Source organism: Stappia sp. 28M-7 (assembly GCF_014252955.1).
Lineage (GTDB): Bacteria > Pseudomonadota > Alphaproteobacteria > Rhizobiales > Stappiaceae > Stappia.
In genome coordinates, this window is the sequence record NZ_JACMIA010000001.1 from 3,308,672 (window position 1) to 3,329,223 (window position 20,552).

Here is a 20,552-nt window from a genome sequence, read left to right on the forward strand (position 1 = left end):
GCCAGAGGAATGCGGGGAAAACGAAAAGGCCCGGACGATGCCGGGCCTTAAAAAGTTGGTTCAGACAAATGCTGCCGGGCGGGCCGGCGTTACATCAGTCGTCGCGATAAACCTTTTCACGGCGCTCATGGGCTTCCTGCGCTTCGAGCGACAGGGTCGCGATCGGACGGGCTTCCAGCCGCTTGATGGAAATCGGCTCGCCCGTTTCGATGCAGTACCCGTAAGACCCGTCCGCGATACGCTCCAGCGCCGCATCGATCTTTGCGATCAACTTGCGCTGGCGGTCGCGGGCCCTGAGCTCGATCGAGCGATCCGTCTCGGAAGACGCCCGGTCGGCGATATCGGGGTGATTCTGGCTTTCCTCCTGGAGGTTTGCGAGCGTTTCGCGGCTTTCCTTTAGGAGCTCTTCCTTCCACCGCAAAAGCTTGTTCCGGAAATACTCGCGCTGACGCTCGTTCATGAAAGTCTCGTCCTCGCTGGGACGATACTCGGCATCCAGCTCAACCGTCATGTTCTACTCCGGCTCCCGTTAGGCCGCGCGGAATATAGCGATCCTGCGGGCGATGGACAACGCCGCGGACGTCGAAAATAGCGCCAAATTTCTGTGATGTTTTTCATGTACTTAGGCCGGTTGCATCCGTTTTCGGCATGAGTCCGGCCCGATCAGGCGGCATTAACGGGCGTTCAATTTCCGTACAGTCCCAGCTTTGCCAGCTCCACTTTGGCGCGAAGCTCGATCTCGTCGATCACCTTTTCCAGCGCAGGATTGCCGCTGTCCGTGCGCCGCTCCAGCATCATTGCAAGCCGATTGAGCCGCTCAGGCGAAACCCGTCCGGCAAGCAGATCCGCCTTCATGCCCTCCAGCGTGTCGAGCAGGTCATGGCCCCGCGCCGTCGCCTTGCGCCGGCCGGTCAACGGGTCGTCGACCTCCTGCAGCGCTAGCAATGCATCGATACCGGCAATGCCGCTTGCGCCCCCTGCGGAGGAGGCGCTCTCCGAGCGTCCGGTGCCGCCGAGATCGAAACTCGAGCCCGACCCATCGGTCCGTTTTTTCTGGTTTCGTCCGCCGACCCCGGACAGGGGCGCGTAGCCTGAAATTCTCATGGTCGAAAACCGGACCCCGCTGGAGGAACTCTCAAGGCTACACAATTTTCCGAGTTGGTAAACGAAGCGTTAACAACCCGGCAAATCCTGCCGAGTAAGCCGAGGAAGATCATCGCAGACAGGCTTGAATTAGGAAAGGGAAATAAATTTTATCCATACAAAACAGATAGATAAGAAATTTATCACACCAGCGGACATTCTGGCACGCTGCTCGCATAAGGAAACGCGGGCAAGCCGCCCACGCCATCCGTCGAGCGATCGAGACACGCAAGAATGACCCTGCCCGGCCTCCTCTCACGCCTTTCCGGCCTCCTGCAGATCCTCTGCCTGGCCTGGACGCTCGCCCTCGTCGTGACATTGGCGACCCCCGCCAGCGCCGCGTCGCGGATCAAGGATATTGCCGACTTCGAAGGCATTCGCGACAACCAGCTCATCGGTTACGGCCTCGTGGTCGGCCTGCAGGGTACCGGCGACAGCCTGCGCAACGCACCTTTCACCCGGCAGAGCCTTGAAGCCATGCTGGAGCGCCTCGGCGTCAACACCCGCGGCTTCAACCTCAACACCCAGAACGTGGCCGCCGTCATGGTCACAGCCAACCTCCCGGCATTTTCTACCCAGGGCACCCGGATCGATGTTTCGGTCAGCGCCCTTGGCGATGCCGACAGCCTGCAGGGCGGCACCCTTCTGGTCACACCGCTGCTCGGCGCCGACGGCGAAGTCTACGCCATTGCGCAAGGACCGCTCGCCATCGGCGGCTTCTCGGCACAGGGCGACGCGGCCTCGGTCGTGCGCGGCGTGCCGACCTCCGGCCGGATCGCCAACGGCGCCCTGGTCGAGCGCGAGATCGACTTCAAGCTGGCGTCGATGACCAGCCTGCGCCTTGCCCTGCGCAATCCCGACCTCACGACCGCCCGCCGCATGGCCCTGGCCGTCAACGAGCTGATCGGCCTGCCGACCGCCGAACCGCTGGATCCGGCGACGGTTCGCATCGACCTGCCGCGTCAGTTCAACGGCAACATCGTCGACCTCTTGACCGATATCGAACAGCTGATCATCGAGCCGGACCTGCCCGCCCGCATCGTCATCGACGAGAATTCCGGCATCATCGTCATGGGTCAGAACGTCAAGGTTTCCACGGTCGCAATCGCCCAAGGCAACCTGACCGTCACCGTTGCGGAAAGCCCGACGGTGGTGCAGCCCCTGCCTTTCGCCAACGGACAGACGGCGCTTGAGCCCCGGACCGACATCCTTGTCGACGACGCGAGCGACAACAAGCTGGCGGTCGTGCGGGAGTCGGTGACGCTCCAGCAGCTGGTCGACGGCCTCAACGCCCTCGGCATCGGTCCGCGCGACATGATCTCGATCCTGCAGGCCATCAAGGCCGCCGGTGCACTCCAGGCCGAAATCGAGCTGATGTGATGAGCATGCCCGGCATCGACACCGTCCTCGCCAGCGCCCATGGCCGCTACACGGCCAAAGGCAGCGCTCTCAACACCGGCTCGGCAAATCCTGCCGGCATGACCCGCGAGAACGCCGAACAGTTCGAGGCCGTGTTCTTGAACACCATGTTCCAGACGATGTTCGCCGGTCTGGAAGAAGGCGGCGCCTGGGGCAGCGACACCGGCTCCGAAGCCTGGAGCGGCATGCTGGTCGAAGAATACGCCAACACCATCGCCAAGGCCGGCGGCATCGGCATCGCCGACGCGGTCCAGCGAGAACTTCTTGCCCTTCAGGAGACGGCCGGACAATGAGCCTCGACACCAAACAGCTCGCAGAAATTGCCCCTGAGTTCTTTTCCGGCGCGATAGCCGATCGCAAGGCGGCGGAAGCGACCTGCAACCGCCTCGAAGCCGCGATGGGTGACCTCCTGGCCGTCATCGAGCGCGAGACGGAACTCGTCCGCCTCGGCAAGCTGGACGCGGCCGGCGACCTGCAGCCCGAGAAGGCAAAGCTGGTCAGCATCTACATGCGCGGCATGACCTTCGTGCGCGACCAGACCACCTCGCTCGGCAATCTGGCTCCGGAAGCGGTCGACAGGCTGAAGCGGCGCCATGCGGAGTTCCAGCCGGTGCTACGCATCAACCTGGCAGTTCTTGCCACGGCCCGCGAGGTCGCCGACAACCTGCTGCGCAAAGTGGCGCAAGGGGCAGCCAGCACGCGCGCACCCTCGACCTACGGCCCCGGCGGCAGCGCACCGCGCACCCCGGCCCTGGCCGATGGCATCGCCGTCAACCGGGCACTCTGACGCCGCCCCGTCCCACGCATCAGACCCGACGAATTCAACGCGCCGCCCGCCGTCACACGCGGGCGGCGCTGTCGTTTGGCGCAGGGCATCGGCCGCGCCTGTTAACTCTGACAGAACGAATCGGGATCAGAGGGGATCAATCGAAAACCCTAATGAATTCCTTAAGACGGGATTCACAGTTTTCAGATAAGATGCTTGCCAGGATATGGAAGTTGATCCCCCCCTTTTTCGGTTGGTCGACCTGCGTATCGAAGGACCTGAACAAGGTTAACGAGTGAAAGGCGAGATGCTCAACGGACGACGTTGATACCGGGCGCGTTGCCTTCGCGGATATGTCCGGTGGAGGGGTAAGCAAATGGAAGCGACACCGATCAGGACTATGTCCTATACGCTTGTACCGACGGCACCGAGACCTTCGGAAGCCAGCGCATCGCCGGCTGCGCGAACGGACGTGCCTGCCGAAAAAGCGGTGCAGCCACCGACCGAGACCGCGGCCAATCGCCCGGCGGCCGAGAACAATTTCGCCAAGGCCGAGGCCAACATCAAGCGCGAGGAATTTCGCGACAAGATCACCGATTCCATCGTCTTCAGGGCCGTCGATCTGACCACCGGCGAGGTGGTGCAGCAGATCCCGGAGGAATCCATCCTGCGCCTACGCCGGGCTTTTGCCGAGACCACCCAGAAGAACATGACTGGCCTTGCCTTCAGCCGCAGTCTTTGAAGACGTGCGGGGCGTCCACCCGCCCCGCCGGCAGCCCGCACGGGTTTTCGAATCGGCTATAGTCCGCGCTCACTGACCTCGAGCCGGACGCACGGATGCCGCCCTCCTCCCAGACCATCCTGGACCAGATGCGAAAGGCGCTGCTCTTGCAGCGCGACGGGAAACCCGCACGCGCACGGCCGATCTACGAAAAGGTCCTCAAGCAGGACCCCGGCAATGCCGAGGCCACCAGCCTGCTGGGTCTGTGCTTCCTCGAACAGGGCTATCCGAAGCGCGCGGCCGCGCTGTTCGAGCGGGCCATCTCCCTCGCCCCTGGCGAACCCCGCTACCGGATCAACCTCGTGGAGGCGCTCGAAGCCCTCGGCGATACGGACGCGGTACTTGCCGCCAGCGCACAGGCAGGGGCGGACGGCGTTGCGGATGCCGCCCTGCTCCATCGCCAGGCCCGCCTGCTGCGCCAGTCCGGACGACTGGCGGAAGCGCTCTCCACCTACGATGCAGCCCTCCGCGCCGCGGCCGACGATCTGGCCGACAACCTGGATATCCTTGTCGAATTCGGGCAGACGCTGATTCTGGCGAGCAAGCACGAGGAAGCCGTCCGCGTGCTGCAATTCGCCCTTTCGGCCGCCCCGGACCATCGCATCGCCCTGCTCAGCCTCGCCGACGCACTCAACCAGCTGCATCGCGGGGCCGAGGCGCTGGAGCTTCTTTCCGGCAGGGCCGCCGCCTTCGACGCAGAAACCGATGCAACCTATCGGCTGAGCCTTGCCAACGCGCTCTGGGGGACCTGCGACTACCTCGCTGCGCTTGCCGAGACCGACCGCGCGATCGCGCTCGGCGCGAGCGGCAGCGATGCCCGCCTGTTGCGCGGCAAGGCGCTGTACCACCTCGGCCGCTTCCCCGAGGCTGTCGAGGAACTGGAGAAGGCGATGGCGGTGGATCCGGGCCGCCACGAGACGGCCATGACCCTTGGCCTCGCCTGCCTTGCCAACGGCGATCTCGCGCGAGGCTGGAAGCTGGCGGAGCGCCGCGTCGAGGCGAATCTCCAGGGATTGATCCAACGCCGTTTCTCCCGCCCGACATGGCGGGGCGAGCCGCTTGCCGGCAAGACCCTGATGATCTGGGACGACCAGGGCATTGGCGACGTCCTGCGATCCGCCTCCATGTTCGCTGAACTGGCCGAGCAGGCGGAGCGGCTGATCGTCGAGTGCCACCCCAAGCTCGTCCCGCTGCTTGCGCGCAATTTTCCGCAGGTGGAGGTGCGACAGCGGAGCCATGAAGGCCTCAACGCCCTTACCCGGGGCGAGGACTTCGACTTCCAATGCGCGTTCGGCGGTCTGCCCACCCTTCTGCGACCGGATATTTCCGCCTTTCCGGGGACACCGACAATACTCGGCGCCGACCCGGCGCGCGTCGCCGCCCTGCAGCAGCGGGCGCCGCTCGGCAACACGGCCCGGCCGAGGGTCGGTCTGTCCTGGACCAGCGGCAACCGTGTCGGCCAACGCGGCCGCTCGTATCTTGCCCTGGAGGACCTGCTTCCCCTGTTCGCCGTCGACGATGTCGACTTCGTCCTGCTGGACTATACCGACCGCAGTGCGGAAATCGCGGCCCTGCAGGAGCGCACGCCCTTCACCTTGCACCGGTGGGAAGATCTCGATCTCTTCGACGACCTGGAGACCGTTGCCGCTCTGACCTCCTGCATGGATCTGGTCATCTCGGCAAACACCTCTGTCGCCGACATGTCCGGTGCGCTCGGCGTGCCCACCTGGCGCTTCGGCCCGGTCACCGGCACGATCCTGTTGGGGCAGGAAAACCCACCCTGGGCCCCGGCGACGCGCTATTTGCGGCTCGACCCCGAACGCCCGGCAGCCGACATCGTGCCCCGCCTCGTTGCCGATCTGCGGCACTGGCTGGAGGAGCGCCGGTAGAGCGTTGATCTTCGCGCCGTTACATCTGGATGGGATGGACGTCCAGATTGCGCTCCAGCCGCTCGAGCATCAGCTCGGCGACCGCGATGTCCTGCGGCTCGTCGATCTCCACGACTTCCTCATCGCTGGTCTCCCAGAAACCGATCCGGCCCGTCAGGCGGCACCCGGTCCGCTCGAAGCTCTCCGTGCGGAACAGATAGAAGTTGCCGGTCTCGCGATAGTAGCGGTCCTCGGCCGGGATCTGTTGGCGCATCAAGCGATTATGCGGATCGTAGAGCGGCTGCGGTTCCGGCAGGTTGCGCCAGATGTAGTTGCGGATGAGCCTTGCCGAAAACAGCGAGTCGTAGCCGCCCTCGGAGAAATGCCGGTAGGCATCGGCCAGCGTATCCTTGCGCCGAACCGGAGAGGTGACCTGCGGAAACAGCACCGCCTCCGGCTTTTCGTCCCGGCACATATGGGCAATCGCATGATGCAGTGAGGCCTCGGCCGGCGACGTATCGGTCGCAAACTCGTCAGGCCGCAACACAGGCACCCTTGCCCCGAAAGCGCGCGCGGTTTCGGCGATTTCCTCGCTGTCGGTCGAGACGATGACATCGCGCACGAAGCCGGCCGCCTGCGCCGCCTCGATGGTCCAGGCGATCAGCGGCTTGCCGAATACCGGCACGAGGTTCTTGCGCGGGATCCCCTTCGAGCCCCCGCGGGCAAGCACGATCGCATCACAGGTCATCATCTCTTTTCCGCAAAAACCGTCACGAAGGAGCCCCAGAAGGCGGGCGACACGCCACTGTCCGGCGCCTGCATCCTTTCCCAGGCCTCAAGAGTCGCGAACCGCGTGCCGAAGAACGGATACTCGACCGAGGCGATCCGGAAGCCACTATCTCGCAGCAGGCGCATCAGCGAGTCATCGGTGAAGAGGCTGACATGCGTCGGATCGTGGAGCAAGCGGAAGCGATCGCCGAAAAGACGCGCGGCAGCACTGGCGAAATTGGGCGTACCGACCACGAAAAGCCCGCCGCGGCGAAGCGCTTCCTCGACAAGCCTGACGAAGGACACCGGATCCTCGACATGCTCGATAACGTGATGCGCAACGATGACGTCGCAGGAGGCCGACTGAAAGCGGCCCGGCTCTAGAACGCCGCGGATCGTCGTTGCACCGCTGCGCCGCGCCGCCATCTCCACGGCCTTTTCGGACGGATCCAGCCCGATCCGCTCGTGGCGCGGGTCGATCTGCTCCAGCAACTCGCCGAGACCGCAGCCGATATCGACCACCCGAGCCGGAACACGCGCATTCACCGCCTCGGCGATATAGGCAAGGTCCGCCTTGCGCATCTCACGCTCCGAGGCGATGTCGCGCAGCCGCCCGTCCGGATCGCGCTTTTCGTCCCAGTACTCCCCGGCTGCGACACGCGCCGGATAAGGCACGAAATAGTCGTCCGATCCATACAGAGCCAGGCAGCGATCGATGATCGAGCTCATGCCAGCCCCTCCACGCGCGGCGACAGCCAGGCGGCGAGATCGTCATGGTGCCGTTTCAACACCTCCCGCTCGCGGGCTCTTGCCGATGCGAGCCGCTCTAAGCTCGCAGCCGGTTGATCGAGATCGCGCGCAACCGCCTGAAACAGCGCGGTCAGATCGCTTTGCCCATCGAAGGCATGGCAACGATCCGCAAGACCCATCGCGGCGAACTGGCCGGCAATCTTGTGATGGGTGGAAATGCCGAAGACCGGCGCTCCCAAGCCGATGGAGGCCAGCCCCGCATGGTAGCGCATGGCGATGACGGCGGAGGCACGGCGATAGAGGTCGAAGCTTGCAGACCAGCCCCCCTCTCCTTGCGCCAGTCCGGCGACAATCACGCGCTCTCGCCGCAGCCTGTCGTCGAGCGCATCGAGGACGGAGCCGATGGGGCCGAAATCGCTGTAAATGTGGGGGACGAAAACACAGATGAGCGTTTCGTCCGCCGCCAGTAGCTCCTCGATCCCCGCTGCGACCGCAGCACCGAAGCGCTCCGTCAGATCCTCGCCATCCGCGCTCGCATAACGCTTGTCCGGCATGTCGCCGGCAAGGTTCACGGCAATGAAGCGACGGCCCTCGGGCAAACCGGGATGCGGCCACGCCTGCGGCTCGGCGAAAAGACCGCCGTCCGGCACGACCTGCATGGCATCGGCATAGGCCGCGCCCACATGCTGGCGAATGAAGTCGCCGGACCCGTCATTGCGCAATGAGAAGCGGCAATGGTCGAAGGCGAGCATCTCGTCGAGAAACGCGCGGGTCCGCGCCACCGCCACCGGACTGACGCCGCGCGTCGCATCGACGCCGAGCCCATGGAACAGGATCGGCCGGCGTATCGCCGCAAAGAGTTCCGGGCCGGCCTCCAGATAGGTGCCGGAGGAGGTAGTCTCGCGCCAGAGCTGGAACAGGCTGAAGCCACCGACCACAACAACGTCGGCCTCGTTCGCTTGTGCCACGAACGTCTCGTCGAAAGCCCGGCGACGCCAATGGATGAAATCGCGCACCTCGCAGGGGCGATGCTCGAGAGCCCAGGGAAGGTCCTCGGCCCTGGTGCGGTACTCCCCGTCATGCATGGCGTTGTCGCCGAGATTGCCGACGAAGGAAGCCAGATGAAGGACGGAGAGCGCTCGCATGCGGTCGAAGGTCACGATCCGGCCTTCACAGCGAAGCCAGCGTATCCTTGCGGCGCAGTTTCTCCATGACCGGACGCTCGCGGGAATAGATGTCGATCACGCCGTCGCCGCGCACCTTCTCGGCAAGGCGGATACCGGCGATCATCTCCTTCACCTGCGCAACGTCGATGGAGGACGACTGGTCGGAGCCCCACATCGTGCGGTCCAGCGTGAAATGCCGCTCGACAGAGACCGCGCCGAACGCGATCGACAGGATGCTCGGCAGGATCCCCTCCTCATGGCCGGAATAGCCGATCTTGAGATGGGGAAAGCGCTCGCGCAGGGTCGAGATGCCGGCGAGATTGATTTCCTCCGGCAGCGCCGGATAGGTCGAGGTGCAATGGTAGAGGCAGGCGATCTCGCCACCGGCCTCCTCGATGGTTTCCACCACCGCTTCCACCATTTTGAGATTGCACATCCCCGTCGACACGAGCAGCGGCACACCGGTACGCGCCGCATGCACCAGCAGTGCGCGGTCGGTGACCGAAGCCGAGGCGATCTTCAGATAGGGAGCGTCCAGCGCCACGAGGAAGTCGACGGAGGCCTCGTCCCAGGGCGACGCATACCAGGTGATGCCCAGTTCGGCACACAGCGCGGAAATGCGTTCGTACTCCTTGCGGCCGAACTCCAGTCCCCGCTTCAGATCCCCATTGGTCTCGCCGAGCGGCGACTTGCGCGGCTTGGCCAGTTCCTCTGCGGAATAGACGATGTCGACGGTGCGCTTCTGGAACTTGACCGCATCGCAGCCGACACGATGCGCCGCACGGATCATCTCCAGCGCAAGGTCGATGCTGCCATTGTGGTTGATGCCGATCTCGGCGACGACCGTGCACCTGTCGAATGTAAAGAGGCTCATCTCGCGATCTTTTCGGGCTCGCGGCAAACGCTGTACCGCCCTGTGGCAACACGATGCGTTTGCGGGTTTCGCTGTCCGTCCCTCGCCGCACGGCAATCCCTTAACCGCTGGGAGAGGCAGGCCGGCGCCGATCCATCGGCGGCAGCCTTCGAAGCACCCCTGCAGTATCCCCGTTTCAGCGTGATTCGGCGAGCAAATTTAAGGACCTGTCGCAGGATGCGAGACCCTGCGGCAACCGGTAACCGCGCGTTTACCTTAATACCCGTTAACCACCTGTTTTTACGAATGATTCTGAAACGAAAGGCTAGTTTGGGCCAGCAACGAGGATGCGTTGCGTTAGTTGTTACCAGAAAGGTAAATCACAATGAGCGTTACTCTCTCCGCTGGCGTGCGCCAGAACCTCCTGTCGCTGCAGAAGACTGCCGACATGATGTCCCAGACGCAGAACCGGCTCGCCACGGGCAAGAAGGTCAACTCGGCCCTCGACAACCCGACCAACTTCTTTACCTCGCAGAACCTGAACTCGCGTGCCAACGAGCTGTCGAGCCTGCTCGACGGCATCTCCAACGCGACGAAGACCCTGGAAGCTGCCGACAACGGTATCAAGGGCATCACCAAGCTGGTCGAGAGCGCCCAGTCGACTGCTCGTCAGGCGCTTCAGGCCGGCGGCGGCGGTTCCGGCACCGTGGTGGAGAGCTCCTCGTCGATCTCGACCAACGGCCTGACCCCGGCCTCGGGCGAGACGATCCAGGACCAGGCCAAGCGCCAGACCCTGTCCAACCTCGGCTTCACCAACGGCGACACGATCACCGTTCAGACGACCGACACCGACACCGGTGCCGTTTCCGAGATCGAGATCACCGTCGGCACCACCCAGAAGGCTGACGGTACGGGCGCGGTCGCGACGGTTCAGGACGCTGTCGACGTCATCAACGCTTCGGGCGTTGCCACGGCGGAAGTCACCGATGCCGGCAAGCTGAAAATCTCCGGCTCCGACACCGAGACGGTGAACCTTCAGATCGGCGACAACGACGGCGACGGCAACTCGGCAACCACGCAGGCGACCTCGCTGGCCGCTTCGCTCGGCTTCGGCAGCAACACGTCGGTCGACCTGTCGAGCCCGGCGGACGGCGACTATGTTGACGCTGGCGAGACGGCCGTCACCTTCACCAACGGCGCCACCGTCGGTGCAGCCGACACCTTCTCGATCACCACCCAGGCCAACCCGGCCTCGAACTCGTCCTCGCGCCAGAAGCTGGTGTCGCAGTTCAACGAGATCCTGGGCCAGATCGACAAGCTCGCTGCCGACTCGTCCTACAACGGCGTCAACCTGATCAACTCTTCGTCCTCGAAGCTGACCGTCGCCTTCAACGAGAAGCGTGACGCAGCCAACAAGTCGGAGCTGTCGATCAGCGGCAAGGACCTCACCTCGTCGGGCCTGGGCCTGGGCAGCGTGTCGAGCCTCAGCGACGCCGAGGCGAACGCCACCCTCGACAAGCTGAGCGACGCCCTGACGTCCCTGCGCGAGACGTCGTCCACCTTCGGTTCGAACCTGAACACGGTCACGATCCGCAAGGACTTCACCAAGGACCTGATCAACACCCTGCAGACGGGCGCTGACAACCTGGTGCTGGCCGACACCAACGAGGAAGGTGCGAACCTTCTCGCCCTGCAGACCCGCCAGTCGCTGTCCACCACGGCGCTGTCGCTGTCCTCGCAGGCCGACCAGGCGGTGCTGCGTCTCCTCTAAGGAGCCAGCCGCAAGGCACGAAACGAACCAGGGCGGCGAGTCGCGACTCGCCGCCCTTTTTTCCGGCTCTTTCGATATGGTTAACGAACCTGTTGGAAGCACAGGCAAATTGAGAACGAGGACAAGGAGCTGTTAACCCTAATTTAGCGTTTCCACGCCAGTCTGGCTGCGAGCCTCAGGACGAGGCCATGCATAGTTTTGGACAGCCAGAAAGGATTTCCGAATGTCCGACATTACTCTCTCCGCCGGTGTGCGTCAGAACCTGCTGACGCTGCAGAACACCGCCGACATGATGGCCACCACCCAGAACCGCCTTGCCACCGGCAAGAAGGTCAACTCGGCCCTCGACAACCCGACCAACTTCTTCACCTCGCAGTCGCTGTCGGCCCGCGCCAAGGACCTGACCAACCTGCTCGACGGCATCGGCAACGCGATCAAGACGATCGAGGCCGCCGACAACGGCATCACCGCCATCACCAAGCTGGTGGAGAGCGCCCAGTCGACCGCCCGCCAGGCGCTGCAGGACGGTTCGGCCGGTTCCGGCACCGTGGTGGAAAGCTCCTCGTCGATCTCGACCAACGGCCTGTCGCCGATCTCCGGCGAGTCGATCCAGGACCAGGCCAAGCGCCAGACCCTGGCCAACCTGGGCTTCACCAACGGCGACACGATCACCCTGCAGACGACGAACACCGACACCGGCGGCGTCGCCTCGATCCAGATCTCCGTCGGCACCACCCAGAAGGCTGACGGCACGGGCCCGGTCTCGACCGTCCAGGACGTCCTCGACGTGATCAACGCCTCGGGCGTTGCCACGGCCGAGGTCACCGACGCCGGCAAGCTGAAGATCACCGGCTCCGATTCGGAGACCGTCAATCTCAACATCGGCGACAACGACGGCGACGGCTCGACCACGACGTCCCAGGCAACGTCGCTGGCCGCATCGCTCGGCTTCGGCACCAACACCTCGATCGATCTGTCGAGCCCGGCAGACGGCGACTATGTTGACGCCGGCGAGACGGCCGTCACCTTCACCGACGGTGCCACCGCCGGTGCAGCCGACACCTTCTCGATCACCACCCAGGCCAACCCGGCTTCGAACTCGTCCACCCGCCAGAAGCTGGTGTCGCAGTTCAACGACATCCTGGGCCAGATCGACAAGCTCGCTGCCGACGCCTCGTTCAACGGCATCAACCTGATCAATTCCTCGTCCTCCAAGCTGACCGTTGCCTTCAACGAGAAGCGCGATGCGGCGACGAAGTCGGAGCTGAAGCTGCAGGGCGAGGACCTCACCTCGTCGGGCCTCAACATCACCAAGGCGTCGAGCCTGAACGACACCGAGGCGAACAACGCGCTCGATGAGCTCTCCGAGGCGCTGATCACCCTGCGCGAGGCCGGCTCCAAGTTCGGTTCGAACCTGTCGACGGTGCAGATCCGCAAGGACTACACCAAGGCTGCGGTGAACACGCTGCAGACCGGCGCCGACAACCTGGTGCTGGCCGACACCAACGAGGAAGGTGCCAACCTTCTCGCCCTGCAGACCCGCCAGCAGCTGTCCACCACGGCGCTGTCGCTGTCCTCGCAGGCCGACCAGGCGGTGCTGCGTCTGTTCTGATCAAGAGCGATACGAAGCAACAAACGGCGGGCGAAAGCCCGCCGTTTTCGTTTTCAGAAAATCTTTTTGAATCCCTAACATTTTCATCGCGATATGCGACATGGTTAACCAGTCGTTAGGATTTTCGCGCCAATTATTAACGCGTTCTCAGGATGAGATGCGCCTGACTGCCAGGCGGTGCGAAAGGATTTCCGAATGTCTGACATCACTCTCTCCGCCGGTGTGCGCCAGAACCTGCTGACGCTGCAGAACACCGCCGACATGATGGCCTCCACCCAGAACCGTCTCGCCACCGGCAAGAAGGTCAACTCGGCCCTCGACAATCCGACCAACTTCTTCACCTCGCAGTCGCTGTCGGCCCGCGCCAAGGACCTGACCAACCTGCTCGACGGCATCGGCAACGCGATCAAGACGATCGAAGCAGCCGACAACGGCATCACCGCCATCACCAAGCTGGTGGAGAGCGCCCAGTCGACCGCGCGCCAGGCGCTGCAGGACGGCTCGGCCGGTTCCGGCACCGTGGTGGAAAGCTCCTCGTCGATCTCGACCAACGGTCTGACCCCGGTTTCCGGCGAGTCGATCCAGGACCAGGCGCGTCGTCAGACCCTGGCCAACCTCGGCTTCACCAACGGCGATACGATCGAGCTGTCGACCGCCAACACCAGCAACGGTTCGATCGCCGGCATCTCCATCACCGTCGGAACGACCCAGAAGACCGACGGCACGGGCCCGGTCTCGACCGTCCAGGACGTCCTCGACGTGATCAACGCCTCGGGCGTTGCCACGGCTGAGGTCACCGACGCCGGCAAGCTGAAGATCACCGCCTCCGACGCGGAAGATCTGTTCCTGAACATTTTCGACAATGACGGCGACGGCAACTCGGCGACCACGCAGCAGACCTCGCTGGCGGCATCGTTGGGCTTCGGCACCAACACTTCCATCGATCTGTCGAGCCCGGCCGACGGCGACTATAACGACCCCGGCGAAACCCAGGTCAGCTTCAGCAACGGCGCCACCGCCGGCGACATGGACTCGCTGATCATCGCCGCCCGAGCCAACCCGGCTGCGAATTCCTCCACCCGCCAGAAGCTGGTCGGGCAGTTCAACAACATCCTGGGCCAGATCGACAAGCTCGCGGCTGACGCTTCGTTCAACGGCATCAACCTGATCAATTCCTCGTCCGCCAAGCTGACCGTTGCCTTCAACGAGAAGCGCGATGCGGCGACGAAGTCGGAGCTGAAGCTGCAGGGCGAGGACCTCACCTCCGCCGGCCTCAACATCACCAACGTGTCCAGCCTGAGCGACACCGAGGCGAACCAGGCGCTCGACGAGCTCTCCGAGGCGCTGATCACCCTGCGCGAGGCGGGATCCAAGTTCGGCTCGAGCCTGTCGACCGTGCAGATCCGCAAGGACTTCACCAAGTCCTCGATCAACACGCTGCAGACCGGCGCCGACAACCTGGTGCTTGCCGACACCAACGAGGAAGGTGCCAACCTCCTCGCCCTGCAGACCCGCCAGCAGCTGTCCACCACGGCGCTGTCGCTGTCGTCGCAGGCTGACCAGGCGGTGCTGCGTCTGTTCTAAGGTAAATACTAGGCAAATATTTCCAGGCGGCGGGGGCACCTGCCGCCTTTTTTATTCTGGAAGCGCTTAAATTCTTGCTTGAATCACTGCGCTATGAGAGTATTTGACCATGGCACTGAAGATCGAACTACGCCCCAAGGAAAGGTTTATCGTCGGGTCCACCGTGATCACCAACGGCGACCATCGGACGCATATCTTCATCGAGGGCAACGAACCGATCCTTCGCGAGAAAGACATCTACACTGCCGAAACCGCGAATACACCCGCGAAACGGATCTATCTTGCGGTGCAGCTCATGTATCTCAACCAGGACATCGAGCGGCACAGGAAGGTCTATTTCGATCTGATCAACGACTTCATTCAGGCGGCACCGAGCACCATCGGCCTGATCGATGCCGTCAACAATGAGATCTTAACCGGTTCTCTCTACGCTGCCTTGCGACGGGCTAAGGAACTGGTCGAGTACGAACGGGAACTGATCGCACATGCACAATCTGGCCACCGCAGCTTATCAGCAGACGACGCAATCGACCGTGAGCCCGCGCGAGCTGGAGGCCACGCTGCTGCTCAAGGCGGCAGCTAGGCTTCAGGCCGTCAAGGACGACTGGGGCAACGACAACGGCTTGGTGACGCTGGATGAGGCGCTGTCGTACAATCGTCGGCTCTGGACGATCCTTGCGACGTCGGTCACGAGCAACGACAATCCGATGCCGAAAGAGATCAAGCAGAACCTCGGTTCGCTTGGCGCGTTCATCCTCAAGCATACGCTCGACGTGATGACCAATCCGAGCCCCGACCGGCTGACGACGCTGATCCAGATCAACCGCAACATCGCTCAGGGCCTGCGGGGCACCTGACGACAGCGCGACAAGGGCCCTCCCCTTTCATCGTCTTTCGAACGCCGGCCTCGCGCCGGCGTTTTTTGTATCCGCTCCTTGTCTGAACCAGACAAGACAAAGCCCGGCGAATGGACTTCGCCGGGCTCGACAGTTCTTCAAGAGTGCCTGGCGCTCGCCGGGCGGACGGCTCGTTGCCCGCTCGTGCTCAGGAGCCCGGCAAGGGCCTAGAGATAGCTGGCCAGGGACAGCTTCAGCGAGATGCTGGTCGCCTGATAGCTCACTTCAAGGTTTGTCCGCAGGGTAAGCAGTTGGGCCGCAACCTCTTCGCGGTTGACGCCTTCGATCTCGCCCACCATCAGCTGCAATGATCCTTCCTCGATCCGGTGGCGTTCCTTGGCATCTGCAAGGGTCCGCTGTACAGCCGCAAACTCCATGTGGTTCTTGCGGATACCGGAGGCCTCGGCGCCGTTCGGCGTGAGCCCGGCGTTCGAGCGGTCGGCCATCGCCTGGTAGAAGCCCTGGTTCTCGGGCTGGGACGAGGAAAAGTCGGACGCGATGAACGCGGCAAGCGCCTGCACGACCTGACGGTAGCCGTCCTCGTTGGCGCGCGCTCCGTAGCCGACCGTCAGGTTCTCATCGATGGTCGAGCGCATGTCGGCGCGCGGATCCCCGGCCGAGTTGTCGCCCACATACCAGGAGACCGTATCCGCCGTGCCGTCGCGCAGTGTGGTCGCGGTGGTAAAGTCGCCGCCATTCGGCACCACCCGGGCCTGTGGCAGATAGCCGGGAGGCGCCGGAGACTTCGGGGCGGTATCAAAGAAGGTCTCGGAAGCGCGCACGCTTGAGGCCGCCTTCAGCTCCGTGTTGGCCACCTTCTGGAGCGCACTGTCCAGAGCCGACTTGAAATTGGCGGCCGTGTCGGCCGGTGTCGCCCCGCGCTGGAACGTGAACTCCGGGTCGTCCTGCCCGCCCTGGACGCCGAGCGTGATCTCCGTACTCGTCCCGTCGGGCAGGTCCATGAAGATGCGGATCGCCTGCCCCGGCTCGGGCTGTCCAGTGAAGTCGACGTCCAGTGAGGCCGGCGGCCCGGCAGTCTGGGTCACGGCGACGTTGCTGAGCCCCGAGGACACGCTGTCGATCTTGAAGCCGAAGGGATGCGCCCCGTCCTCGGCCAGCGTCGCTGTGGTGCCGGCAACGGCGGTTGTGGTACGCCCGTTGCCGAGCGCGCCGAGATCCGCCTGATTGTACTCGCTGATCACCGTCTTGAGGCCGGCATAGTTGCCGTCGCCCGCCAGAGTGTAATCGAGGCTCTGCACCGGGAGCTTGTCGGCTGTCTTGCCGGAGAAGAGATAACGTCCGCCGACATCTGTGTTCAGATGGGCCATGAACTCGCGCAGCGAGATCTCGGCCGAGGTCTGGGACGAGGTTCGGCCGTTGCTGAACAACTCGAAATTGTTGCGATCGGTGGAGGCCTTGGACTCGACGCGGATCGCCTCCAGCCGCCCGCTGGTCTTGTCCAGCGTGTCGAGCCGCAAACCGGCGATCTGGACCGTCTGCTTGTAGACGCCGACGGATGTGAGCTGCTGGCGCAGCGACAGATCGAGCACGCGCTCGGAGCCGAGCCCGCCATAGGTTTCCGACTTCATACCGGTGCCGAGCTGACGCTGCAGATCATCCATCTGCGAACGCAGGGTGGTCAGGTAGCTGACCTGTCGCGGCATGTTGAAGCTGCTCGAATAGGGATTGATCGCCATCGCTCTCGCTAGCTCCGCATCAGGATGTCATAGAGTTCCCGCACCACCTGCATCACCCGGGCATTGGCCGCATAGGCATTTTGCAAGGTTACGAGTTGCGCCAGTTCCTGGTCGACATCGACCTTCGAGCTGTCGTCCAGCCGCGTCTTCAGGTTGGCGGTCACCACTTCCTGGCCGGCCAATGTTGCCTTGGCCTGGGCCGCACGGCCGCTCTGATGCGACACGCTCGCGGTCACGAAGTCGGAAATCGAGCCCTTGAAGACCGAACTTGGACCGCCAATCCTCGTGCCGGGGGAAAAGGCCGTCGACGGACCCGTCAACTTGTCCAGGATCGCTTGCGGCCGCGTCGTGTCGCCGCTGGCAACCCCTGGCGCATATTCCACGAGCAGCGTCGGATCGTTGAGCAGGTCTTCCGAAATACGGATACGGGACGCGAACCCGGTGACGTTCGGCCGCCCGTCCGCCATTCCCGTGAACGGTTTGCCGGCATCGTCCACGAAGAGCGAGAACGCATCGCCATAGGCAGACGGGCCACTGGCCGTCTCGAAGGCGCTGAGGCCCTCGATACGCTGGCTTGCAGGAGCCGTGCTTTCCAGCCGAAGTGTGGAGCCCGCCGGATTGGAGGCGGCAAAGACACCAGCACCGATCCGCGGATCCCCATCCAGTGCCGCCTGGATATTGCCGGCAATGGTGTTGTAGTCGCCGCTGGAGAAGTCGACCGCCAGGAAGATGTCGTTGGAATCGTTGGTCGCGGTGAGCGCCGGCGGTACGGGACCATCGCTCCGGTAGATCGTCACCGATTTGGTGCGGCCGGTCGCGAGGTCCTTGAATTCGAAACTGAGATTGTCGCCCGGCTGCAGATTGGCGAGATCGACGTCGTAGCCGGTCTGCACGCCGGCATTTACGTAGGGCGTGCCCTGCTGCTCATGGGTGGAGAAGGCTCTGGCGATCGAGCCCGCGAGCTCGTCCAGCTGGTTCTGCGCATGCACCAAGGCTTCGTCGCGCATATTGACGAGGCCGGCGATGGAACCGCTGCGCAGCGTCCGTGTCGACAACAGGTCGATCTGGTTGCCTTCCGAATTCTCCAGAACCAGGGTGCCGACCCCGCGCTCGTTCGAATTGAGCGAGTAGAGCGCGTTGGCATTGACGCTGCCGCGCGCGTCGAACTTCAGCTTCATCACGTCCACATCGTAGAGCAGCGTGCCGCCGCTCATATGGATGCGCACGCCGCCCTGCTCGGTCGGCTTGACGGTGATGTCGATGTAGCCGGAAAGCTCCTCCAGCATCATGTCGCGCTGGTCCATCAGGCCGACGGGAGCGGAGCCGTCCTGGGACGAGGCCACGATCTGGCGATCGAGCTTCTGGATATCGCCGAGCAACTCGTTGACCCGGTCGACCTGGTCGGAGATCTGATATTCGACCTCCTGGCGCATGGACTGGATGTCGGACGACATCGAGTTCAGCTTGCCGGCGAGCTGCTCCGCCATGCGCATGACTTCGAGCCGATTGGAATAGTTCTCCGGCCCCGAGACCAGGTTCGACATCGAGGCAACGAATTCATTGTAGGAATTCGACAGCGAGCCGGCATCGCCAATGGTGCCGAACAGCGTATCCATCCGCCCCAGATACTGCTGCGAAACCGAGGCATACTGGTTTTCGGCAAGCGACGTGCGGTACTGGCCCTGCACCGCAACGTCGAGGTAGCGCCGCATGCTGTCGACGTCGAGACCAGTAATGCGCCCGTTGCCGTCATAGGCAGCGGACGCACTGATGGACTTGCGCGTGTAGCCGATATTACCGGCATTAGCGATGTTGCCCGCAGTTACATCGAGCTGGCGCTGGTTGAACCCAAGCCCGATCAATGCGGTGTTGAGAGCGCTGCTCAGTCCCATGGTCTCACCCGGCGTCTAGTCCTCGCGTCCAAAAGGCCGGCCGGCGCCGCGGCGCCGACCGGCTGGTCCCTGGCCCGCGTCAGCGGATCATGTTGATCGCTTCCTTCAGCATCTGATCGCTGGAGCTGACGATACGGGTGTTTGCCGAATAGGCCTGCTGGGTCACGATCAGCTTGGAGAACTCGTCGGCGATATCCGTGTTGGAGGCCTCGAGGCGCTTGCCCACGATGCTGCCATTGGCACCCGCAATCGGCTCGCCCGACGCCGGCGTCACCTCGAAGGCGCCACCGTTGACGCGCTCAAGCCAGGCTTCGCCCGAGAACGACACGAGGGAGATCTCGTAGAGCTCGCGGGTACGGCCGTTGGAGTAGGAGGCAACCAGGCGTCCGGCCTCCGAGACTGCCACGCCGGTCAGGTCACCGGCCGGATAGCCGTTCTGGCGCAGCTTGGAGATCTTGGCCGCACCGTTGCTGTCGGCAAACTGCGTCAGCGCATTGGTGCCGAAGTCGAGCGTCACGTCGCCGACGGACTGTCCGTCGACGGTGAGGCCGGTCATCGTCATGTTGCTCGTCGCCGGGATCGCCATGCGACCATCGGCGCCGAACTGGGCGTCGGAGACCTTCGTCCACTTCGGATCGGTGCCGGTCGCATCGGAATCGGAGAGGTAGTACAGCGACCAGGTGTCGGACTGCGAGCCGTCATCCTCGAAGGTCTTGGCCCAGCGCATCTGGACGTTCACCGGCGTGCCGCTCGAGTTGTAGACCGTGATGGCCTCGCCAGCGATGGAGCTGTTCAGGAAGTTGACTTCGTCATCGGCGGAAATCTCGTTCACGCCGACCACCTGAGGGGCAGGAACCGCATCCGGAGCCGCACCGGTCGAGGCCTTGGTCAGAGACGCATCGAGCAGATCCGAGCCGCCAGCCAGACGGGCACTGGTCTGCGGCGTCGTCGGCAGGTTGCCCTCATAGCTGATCCGGTCGGTCACCACCGCCGGGATCACCGAGCTGTCGATGGTGATGATCGAAGGCACCGAACCGGAGACGTTCTTGGTGACGGGATCGATCGGCTGACCCATCAGGTAGTAGCCGGCACCGTTGACCAGGCGGCCTTCCTTGTCGATCTCGAAATCGCCGCGGCGGGTATAGAGATCATTGCCGGTAAAGATCGAACGTCCGTCGACCTCACCCGCACGGCCCTGCACCACGAAATAGCCGCTGCCGTTGATACCCATGTAGGTATCGACCTGGCTCTGCTGCAGATCGCCCTGGATACCGTTGGTCGCCCGAGAGCTCGCCGAAACCGTACCGGCGATCTGGCCGGGCTGCGCGCCCTTGCCGCCGCCCACCAGGTCGGAAAACGACGTGTCGAGCCGCTTGTAGCCGACGGTTGCCGAGTTGGCGATGTTGCCCGAGATGTTCTCCAGCGCATAGGCCTGCGCGGAAAGGCCGGACACGGCCGCATTCAATGCACCAAAAACACCCATGTGAACCTCCAGAACGGATCGGATGGCGTGACGGGCCCACCAGACGGACCACGATCTTGATGACTGGAGTTGGCAAGTGTCGTGCCAGTTTCGAAAGAGCTCC

General features: G+C 63.6%; 19 protein-coding genes. 10 read left to right on the plus strand and 9 right to left on the minus strand.

Annotated elements, in window-relative coordinates; all coding sequences use genetic code 11:
* Positions 1-94: 94 nt before the first annotated feature.
* Positions 95-511 carry an RNA polymerase-binding protein DksA gene (gene dksA / locus H7H34_RS14840; RefSeq protein WP_120267268.1) on the minus strand — a complete coding sequence of 139 codons (417 nt, stop codon included), beginning with the start codon at positions 509-511 and terminating at the stop codon, positions 95-97.
* A 173-nt stretch (positions 512-684) separates the two neighbouring features.
* A complete protein-coding gene (locus H7H34_RS14845; RefSeq protein WP_120267267.1) occupies positions 685-1,104 on the minus strand; it encodes a flagellar assembly protein FliX in 420 nt (139 codons plus the stop codon).
* A 273-nt stretch (positions 1,105-1,377) separates the two neighbouring features.
* Here H7H34_RS14845 and H7H34_RS14850 point away from each other — a divergent pair, with 273 nt between their 5' ends.
* The 5 genes from H7H34_RS14850 to H7H34_RS14870 all read left to right on the plus strand — a co-directional run bounded on the left by H7H34_RS14850 (position 1,378) and on the right by H7H34_RS14870 (position 5,998).
* Entirely contained in the window at positions 1,378-2,523 is a 1,146-nt protein-coding gene (locus H7H34_RS14850) for a flagellar basal body P-ring protein FlgI (RefSeq protein WP_120267266.1), read from the plus strand.
* Positions 2,523-2,855, plus strand: a complete 333-nt coding sequence (locus H7H34_RS14855) for a rod-binding protein (protein WP_208996603.1) — start codon at positions 2,523-2,525, stop codon at positions 2,853-2,855. The genes H7H34_RS14850 and H7H34_RS14855 overlap by 1 nt, the downstream gene beginning before the upstream one ends.
* Positions 2,852-3,349: a hypothetical protein gene (locus H7H34_RS14860; protein WP_208996602.1), complete on the plus strand. Its 498-nt coding sequence runs from the start codon at positions 2,852-2,854 to the stop codon at positions 3,347-3,349. The genes H7H34_RS14855 and H7H34_RS14860 overlap by 4 nt, the downstream gene beginning before the upstream one ends.
* 469 nt (positions 3,350-3,818) lie before the next feature.
* The gene (locus tag H7H34_RS14865) at positions 3,819-4,070 is read left to right on the plus strand and encodes a flagellar protein FlaG (RefSeq protein ID WP_120267265.1); all 252 of its coding nucleotides are present in this window, start codon (positions 3,819-3,821) and stop codon (positions 4,068-4,070) included.
* Positions 4,071-4,165: 95 nt separating this feature from the next.
* On the plus strand, positions 4,166-5,998 hold the full coding sequence (locus H7H34_RS14870; protein ID WP_185925624.1) for a tetratricopeptide repeat protein: 1,833 nt from the start codon (positions 4,166-4,168) through the stop codon (positions 5,996-5,998).
* Positions 5,999-6,017: 19 nt separating this feature from the next.
* Here H7H34_RS14870 and H7H34_RS14875 read toward each other — a convergent pair whose 3' ends face one another.
* Genes H7H34_RS14875 through H7H34_RS14890 form a run of 4 tightly spaced genes read right to left on the minus strand, consistent with a single transcriptional unit; the run spans position 6,018 to position 9,535 of the window.
* The gene (locus tag H7H34_RS14875; protein ID WP_185925625.1) at positions 6,018-6,728 is read right to left on the minus strand and encodes an acylneuraminate cytidylyltransferase family protein; all 711 of its coding nucleotides are present in this window, start codon (positions 6,726-6,728) and stop codon (positions 6,018-6,020) included.
* On the minus strand, positions 6,725-7,474 hold the full coding sequence (locus H7H34_RS14880) for a class I SAM-dependent methyltransferase (RefSeq protein WP_185925626.1): 750 nt from the start codon (positions 7,472-7,474) through the stop codon (positions 6,725-6,727). Before H7H34_RS14880 ends, H7H34_RS14875 begins: the two co-directional genes overlap by 4 nt.
* Entirely contained in the window at positions 7,471-8,655 is a 1,185-nt protein-coding gene (locus H7H34_RS14885; RefSeq protein ID WP_185925627.1) for a polysaccharide pyruvyl transferase family protein, read from the minus strand. The genes H7H34_RS14880 and H7H34_RS14885 overlap by 4 nt, the downstream gene beginning before the upstream one ends.
* A gap of 10 nt (positions 8,656-8,665) precedes the next feature.
* Positions 8,666-9,535: an N-acetylneuraminate synthase family protein gene (locus tag H7H34_RS14890; protein WP_185925628.1), complete on the minus strand. Its 870-nt coding sequence runs from the start codon at positions 9,533-9,535 to the stop codon at positions 8,666-8,668.
* Positions 9,536-9,899: 364 nt separating this feature from the next.
* Here H7H34_RS14890 and H7H34_RS14895 point away from each other — a divergent pair, with 364 nt between their 5' ends.
* The 5 genes from H7H34_RS14895 (at position 9,900) to flaF (ending at position 15,338) form a co-directional block, all read left to right on the plus strand.
* Positions 9,900-11,285, plus strand: coding sequence for a flagellin N-terminal helical domain-containing protein (locus H7H34_RS14895; RefSeq protein ID WP_185925629.1), 1,386 nt, complete (start codon positions 9,900-9,902; stop codon positions 11,283-11,285).
* Between the two features lie 223 nt (positions 11,286-11,508).
* Positions 11,509-12,897: a flagellin N-terminal helical domain-containing protein gene (locus tag H7H34_RS14900; protein WP_185925630.1), complete on the plus strand. Its 1,389-nt coding sequence runs from the start codon at positions 11,509-11,511 to the stop codon at positions 12,895-12,897.
* Positions 12,898-13,092: 195 nt separating this feature from the next.
* The gene (locus tag H7H34_RS14905) at positions 13,093-14,481 is read left to right on the plus strand and encodes a flagellin N-terminal helical domain-containing protein (protein WP_185925631.1); all 1,389 of its coding nucleotides are present in this window, start codon (positions 13,093-13,095) and stop codon (positions 14,479-14,481) included.
* A gap of 109 nt (positions 14,482-14,590) precedes the next feature.
* Complete coding sequence (gene flbT / locus H7H34_RS14910; RefSeq protein WP_120267257.1) at positions 14,591-15,064, plus strand: flagellar biosynthesis repressor FlbT; 474 nt, start codon at positions 14,591-14,593, stop codon at positions 15,062-15,064.
* On the plus strand, positions 15,015-15,338 hold the full coding sequence (flaF, locus tag H7H34_RS14915) for a flagellar biosynthesis regulator FlaF (RefSeq protein WP_371811400.1): 324 nt from the start codon (positions 15,015-15,017) through the stop codon (positions 15,336-15,338). The genes flbT and flaF overlap by 50 nt, the downstream gene beginning before the upstream one ends.
* 206 nt (positions 15,339-15,544) lie before the next feature.
* On the opposite strand, the gene H7H34_RS14920 is transcribed toward flaF, so the two are convergent.
* The 3 genes from H7H34_RS14920 to H7H34_RS14930 form a co-directional block, all read right to left on the minus strand.
* On the minus strand, positions 15,545-17,074 hold the full coding sequence (locus H7H34_RS14920) for a flagellar protein (protein WP_185925632.1): 1,530 nt from the start codon (positions 17,072-17,074) through the stop codon (positions 15,545-15,547).
* Between the two features lie 8 nt (positions 17,075-17,082).
* Positions 17,083-18,966 (minus strand): flagellar hook-associated protein FlgK, encoded by a 1,884-nt coding sequence (flgK, locus tag H7H34_RS14925; protein WP_120267254.1) that lies wholly within the window; start codon positions 18,964-18,966, stop codon positions 17,083-17,085.
* Positions 18,967-19,045: 79 nt separating this feature from the next.
* Positions 19,046-20,449: a flagellar hook protein FlgE gene (locus H7H34_RS14930; protein WP_120267253.1), complete on the minus strand. Its 1,404-nt coding sequence runs from the start codon at positions 20,447-20,449 to the stop codon at positions 19,046-19,048.
* Positions 20,450-20,552 lie beyond the last annotated feature (103 nt).

What these genes read in the sequence shown, in the direction of transcription:
- H7H34_RS14895 (WP_185925629.1), top strand. Translation starts at nt 9,900, where the DNA reads ATGAGCGTTACTCTCTCCGCTGGCGTGCGCCAGAACCTCCTGTCGCTG.
- H7H34_RS14855 (WP_208996603.1), top strand. Translation starts at nt 2,523, where the DNA reads ATGAGCATGCCCGGCATCGACACCGTCCTCGCCAGCGCCCATGGCCGC.
- H7H34_RS14845 (WP_120267267.1), bottom strand. Translation starts at nt 1,104, where the DNA reads ATGAGAATTTCAGGCTACGCGCCCCTGTCCGGGGTCGGCGGACGAAAC.
- H7H34_RS14930 (WP_120267253.1), bottom strand. Translation starts at nt 20,449, where the DNA reads ATGGGTGTTTTTGGTGCATTGAATGCGGCCGTGTCCGGCCTTTCCGCG.
- H7H34_RS14900 (WP_185925630.1), top strand. Translation starts at nt 11,509, where the DNA reads ATGTCCGACATTACTCTCTCCGCCGGTGTGCGTCAGAACCTGCTGACG.
- flgK (WP_120267254.1), bottom strand. Translation starts at nt 18,966, where the DNA reads ATGGGACTGAGCAGCGCTCTCAACACCGCATTGATCGGGCTTGGGTTC.
- dksA (WP_120267268.1), bottom strand. Translation starts at nt 511, where the DNA reads ATGACGGTTGAGCTGGATGCCGAGTATCGTCCCAGCGAGGACGAGACT.
- H7H34_RS14905 (WP_185925631.1), top strand. Translation starts at nt 13,093, where the DNA reads ATGTCTGACATCACTCTCTCCGCCGGTGTGCGCCAGAACCTGCTGACG.
- flbT (WP_120267257.1), top strand. Translation starts at nt 14,591, where the DNA reads ATGGCACTGAAGATCGAACTACGCCCCAAGGAAAGGTTTATCGTCGGG.
- H7H34_RS14875 (WP_185925625.1), bottom strand. Translation starts at nt 6,728, where the DNA reads ATGATGACCTGTGATGCGATCGTGCTTGCCCGCGGGGGCTCGAAGGGG.
- H7H34_RS14880 (WP_185925626.1), bottom strand. Translation starts at nt 7,474, where the DNA reads ATGAGCTCGATCATCGATCGCTGCCTGGCTCTGTATGGATCGGACGAC.
- H7H34_RS14890 (WP_185925628.1), bottom strand. Translation starts at nt 9,535, where the DNA reads ATGAGCCTCTTTACATTCGACAGGTGCACGGTCGTCGCCGAGATCGGC.
- H7H34_RS14920 (WP_185925632.1), bottom strand. Translation starts at nt 17,074, where the DNA reads ATGGCGATCAATCCCTATTCGAGCAGCTTCAACATGCCGCGACAGGTC.
- H7H34_RS14860 (WP_208996602.1), top strand. Translation starts at nt 2,852, where the DNA reads ATGAGCCTCGACACCAAACAGCTCGCAGAAATTGCCCCTGAGTTCTTT.
- H7H34_RS14850 (WP_120267266.1), top strand. Translation starts at nt 1,378, where the DNA reads ATGACCCTGCCCGGCCTCCTCTCACGCCTTTCCGGCCTCCTGCAGATC.
- H7H34_RS14870 (WP_185925624.1), top strand. Translation starts at nt 4,166, where the DNA reads ATGCCGCCCTCCTCCCAGACCATCCTGGACCAGATGCGAAAGGCGCTG.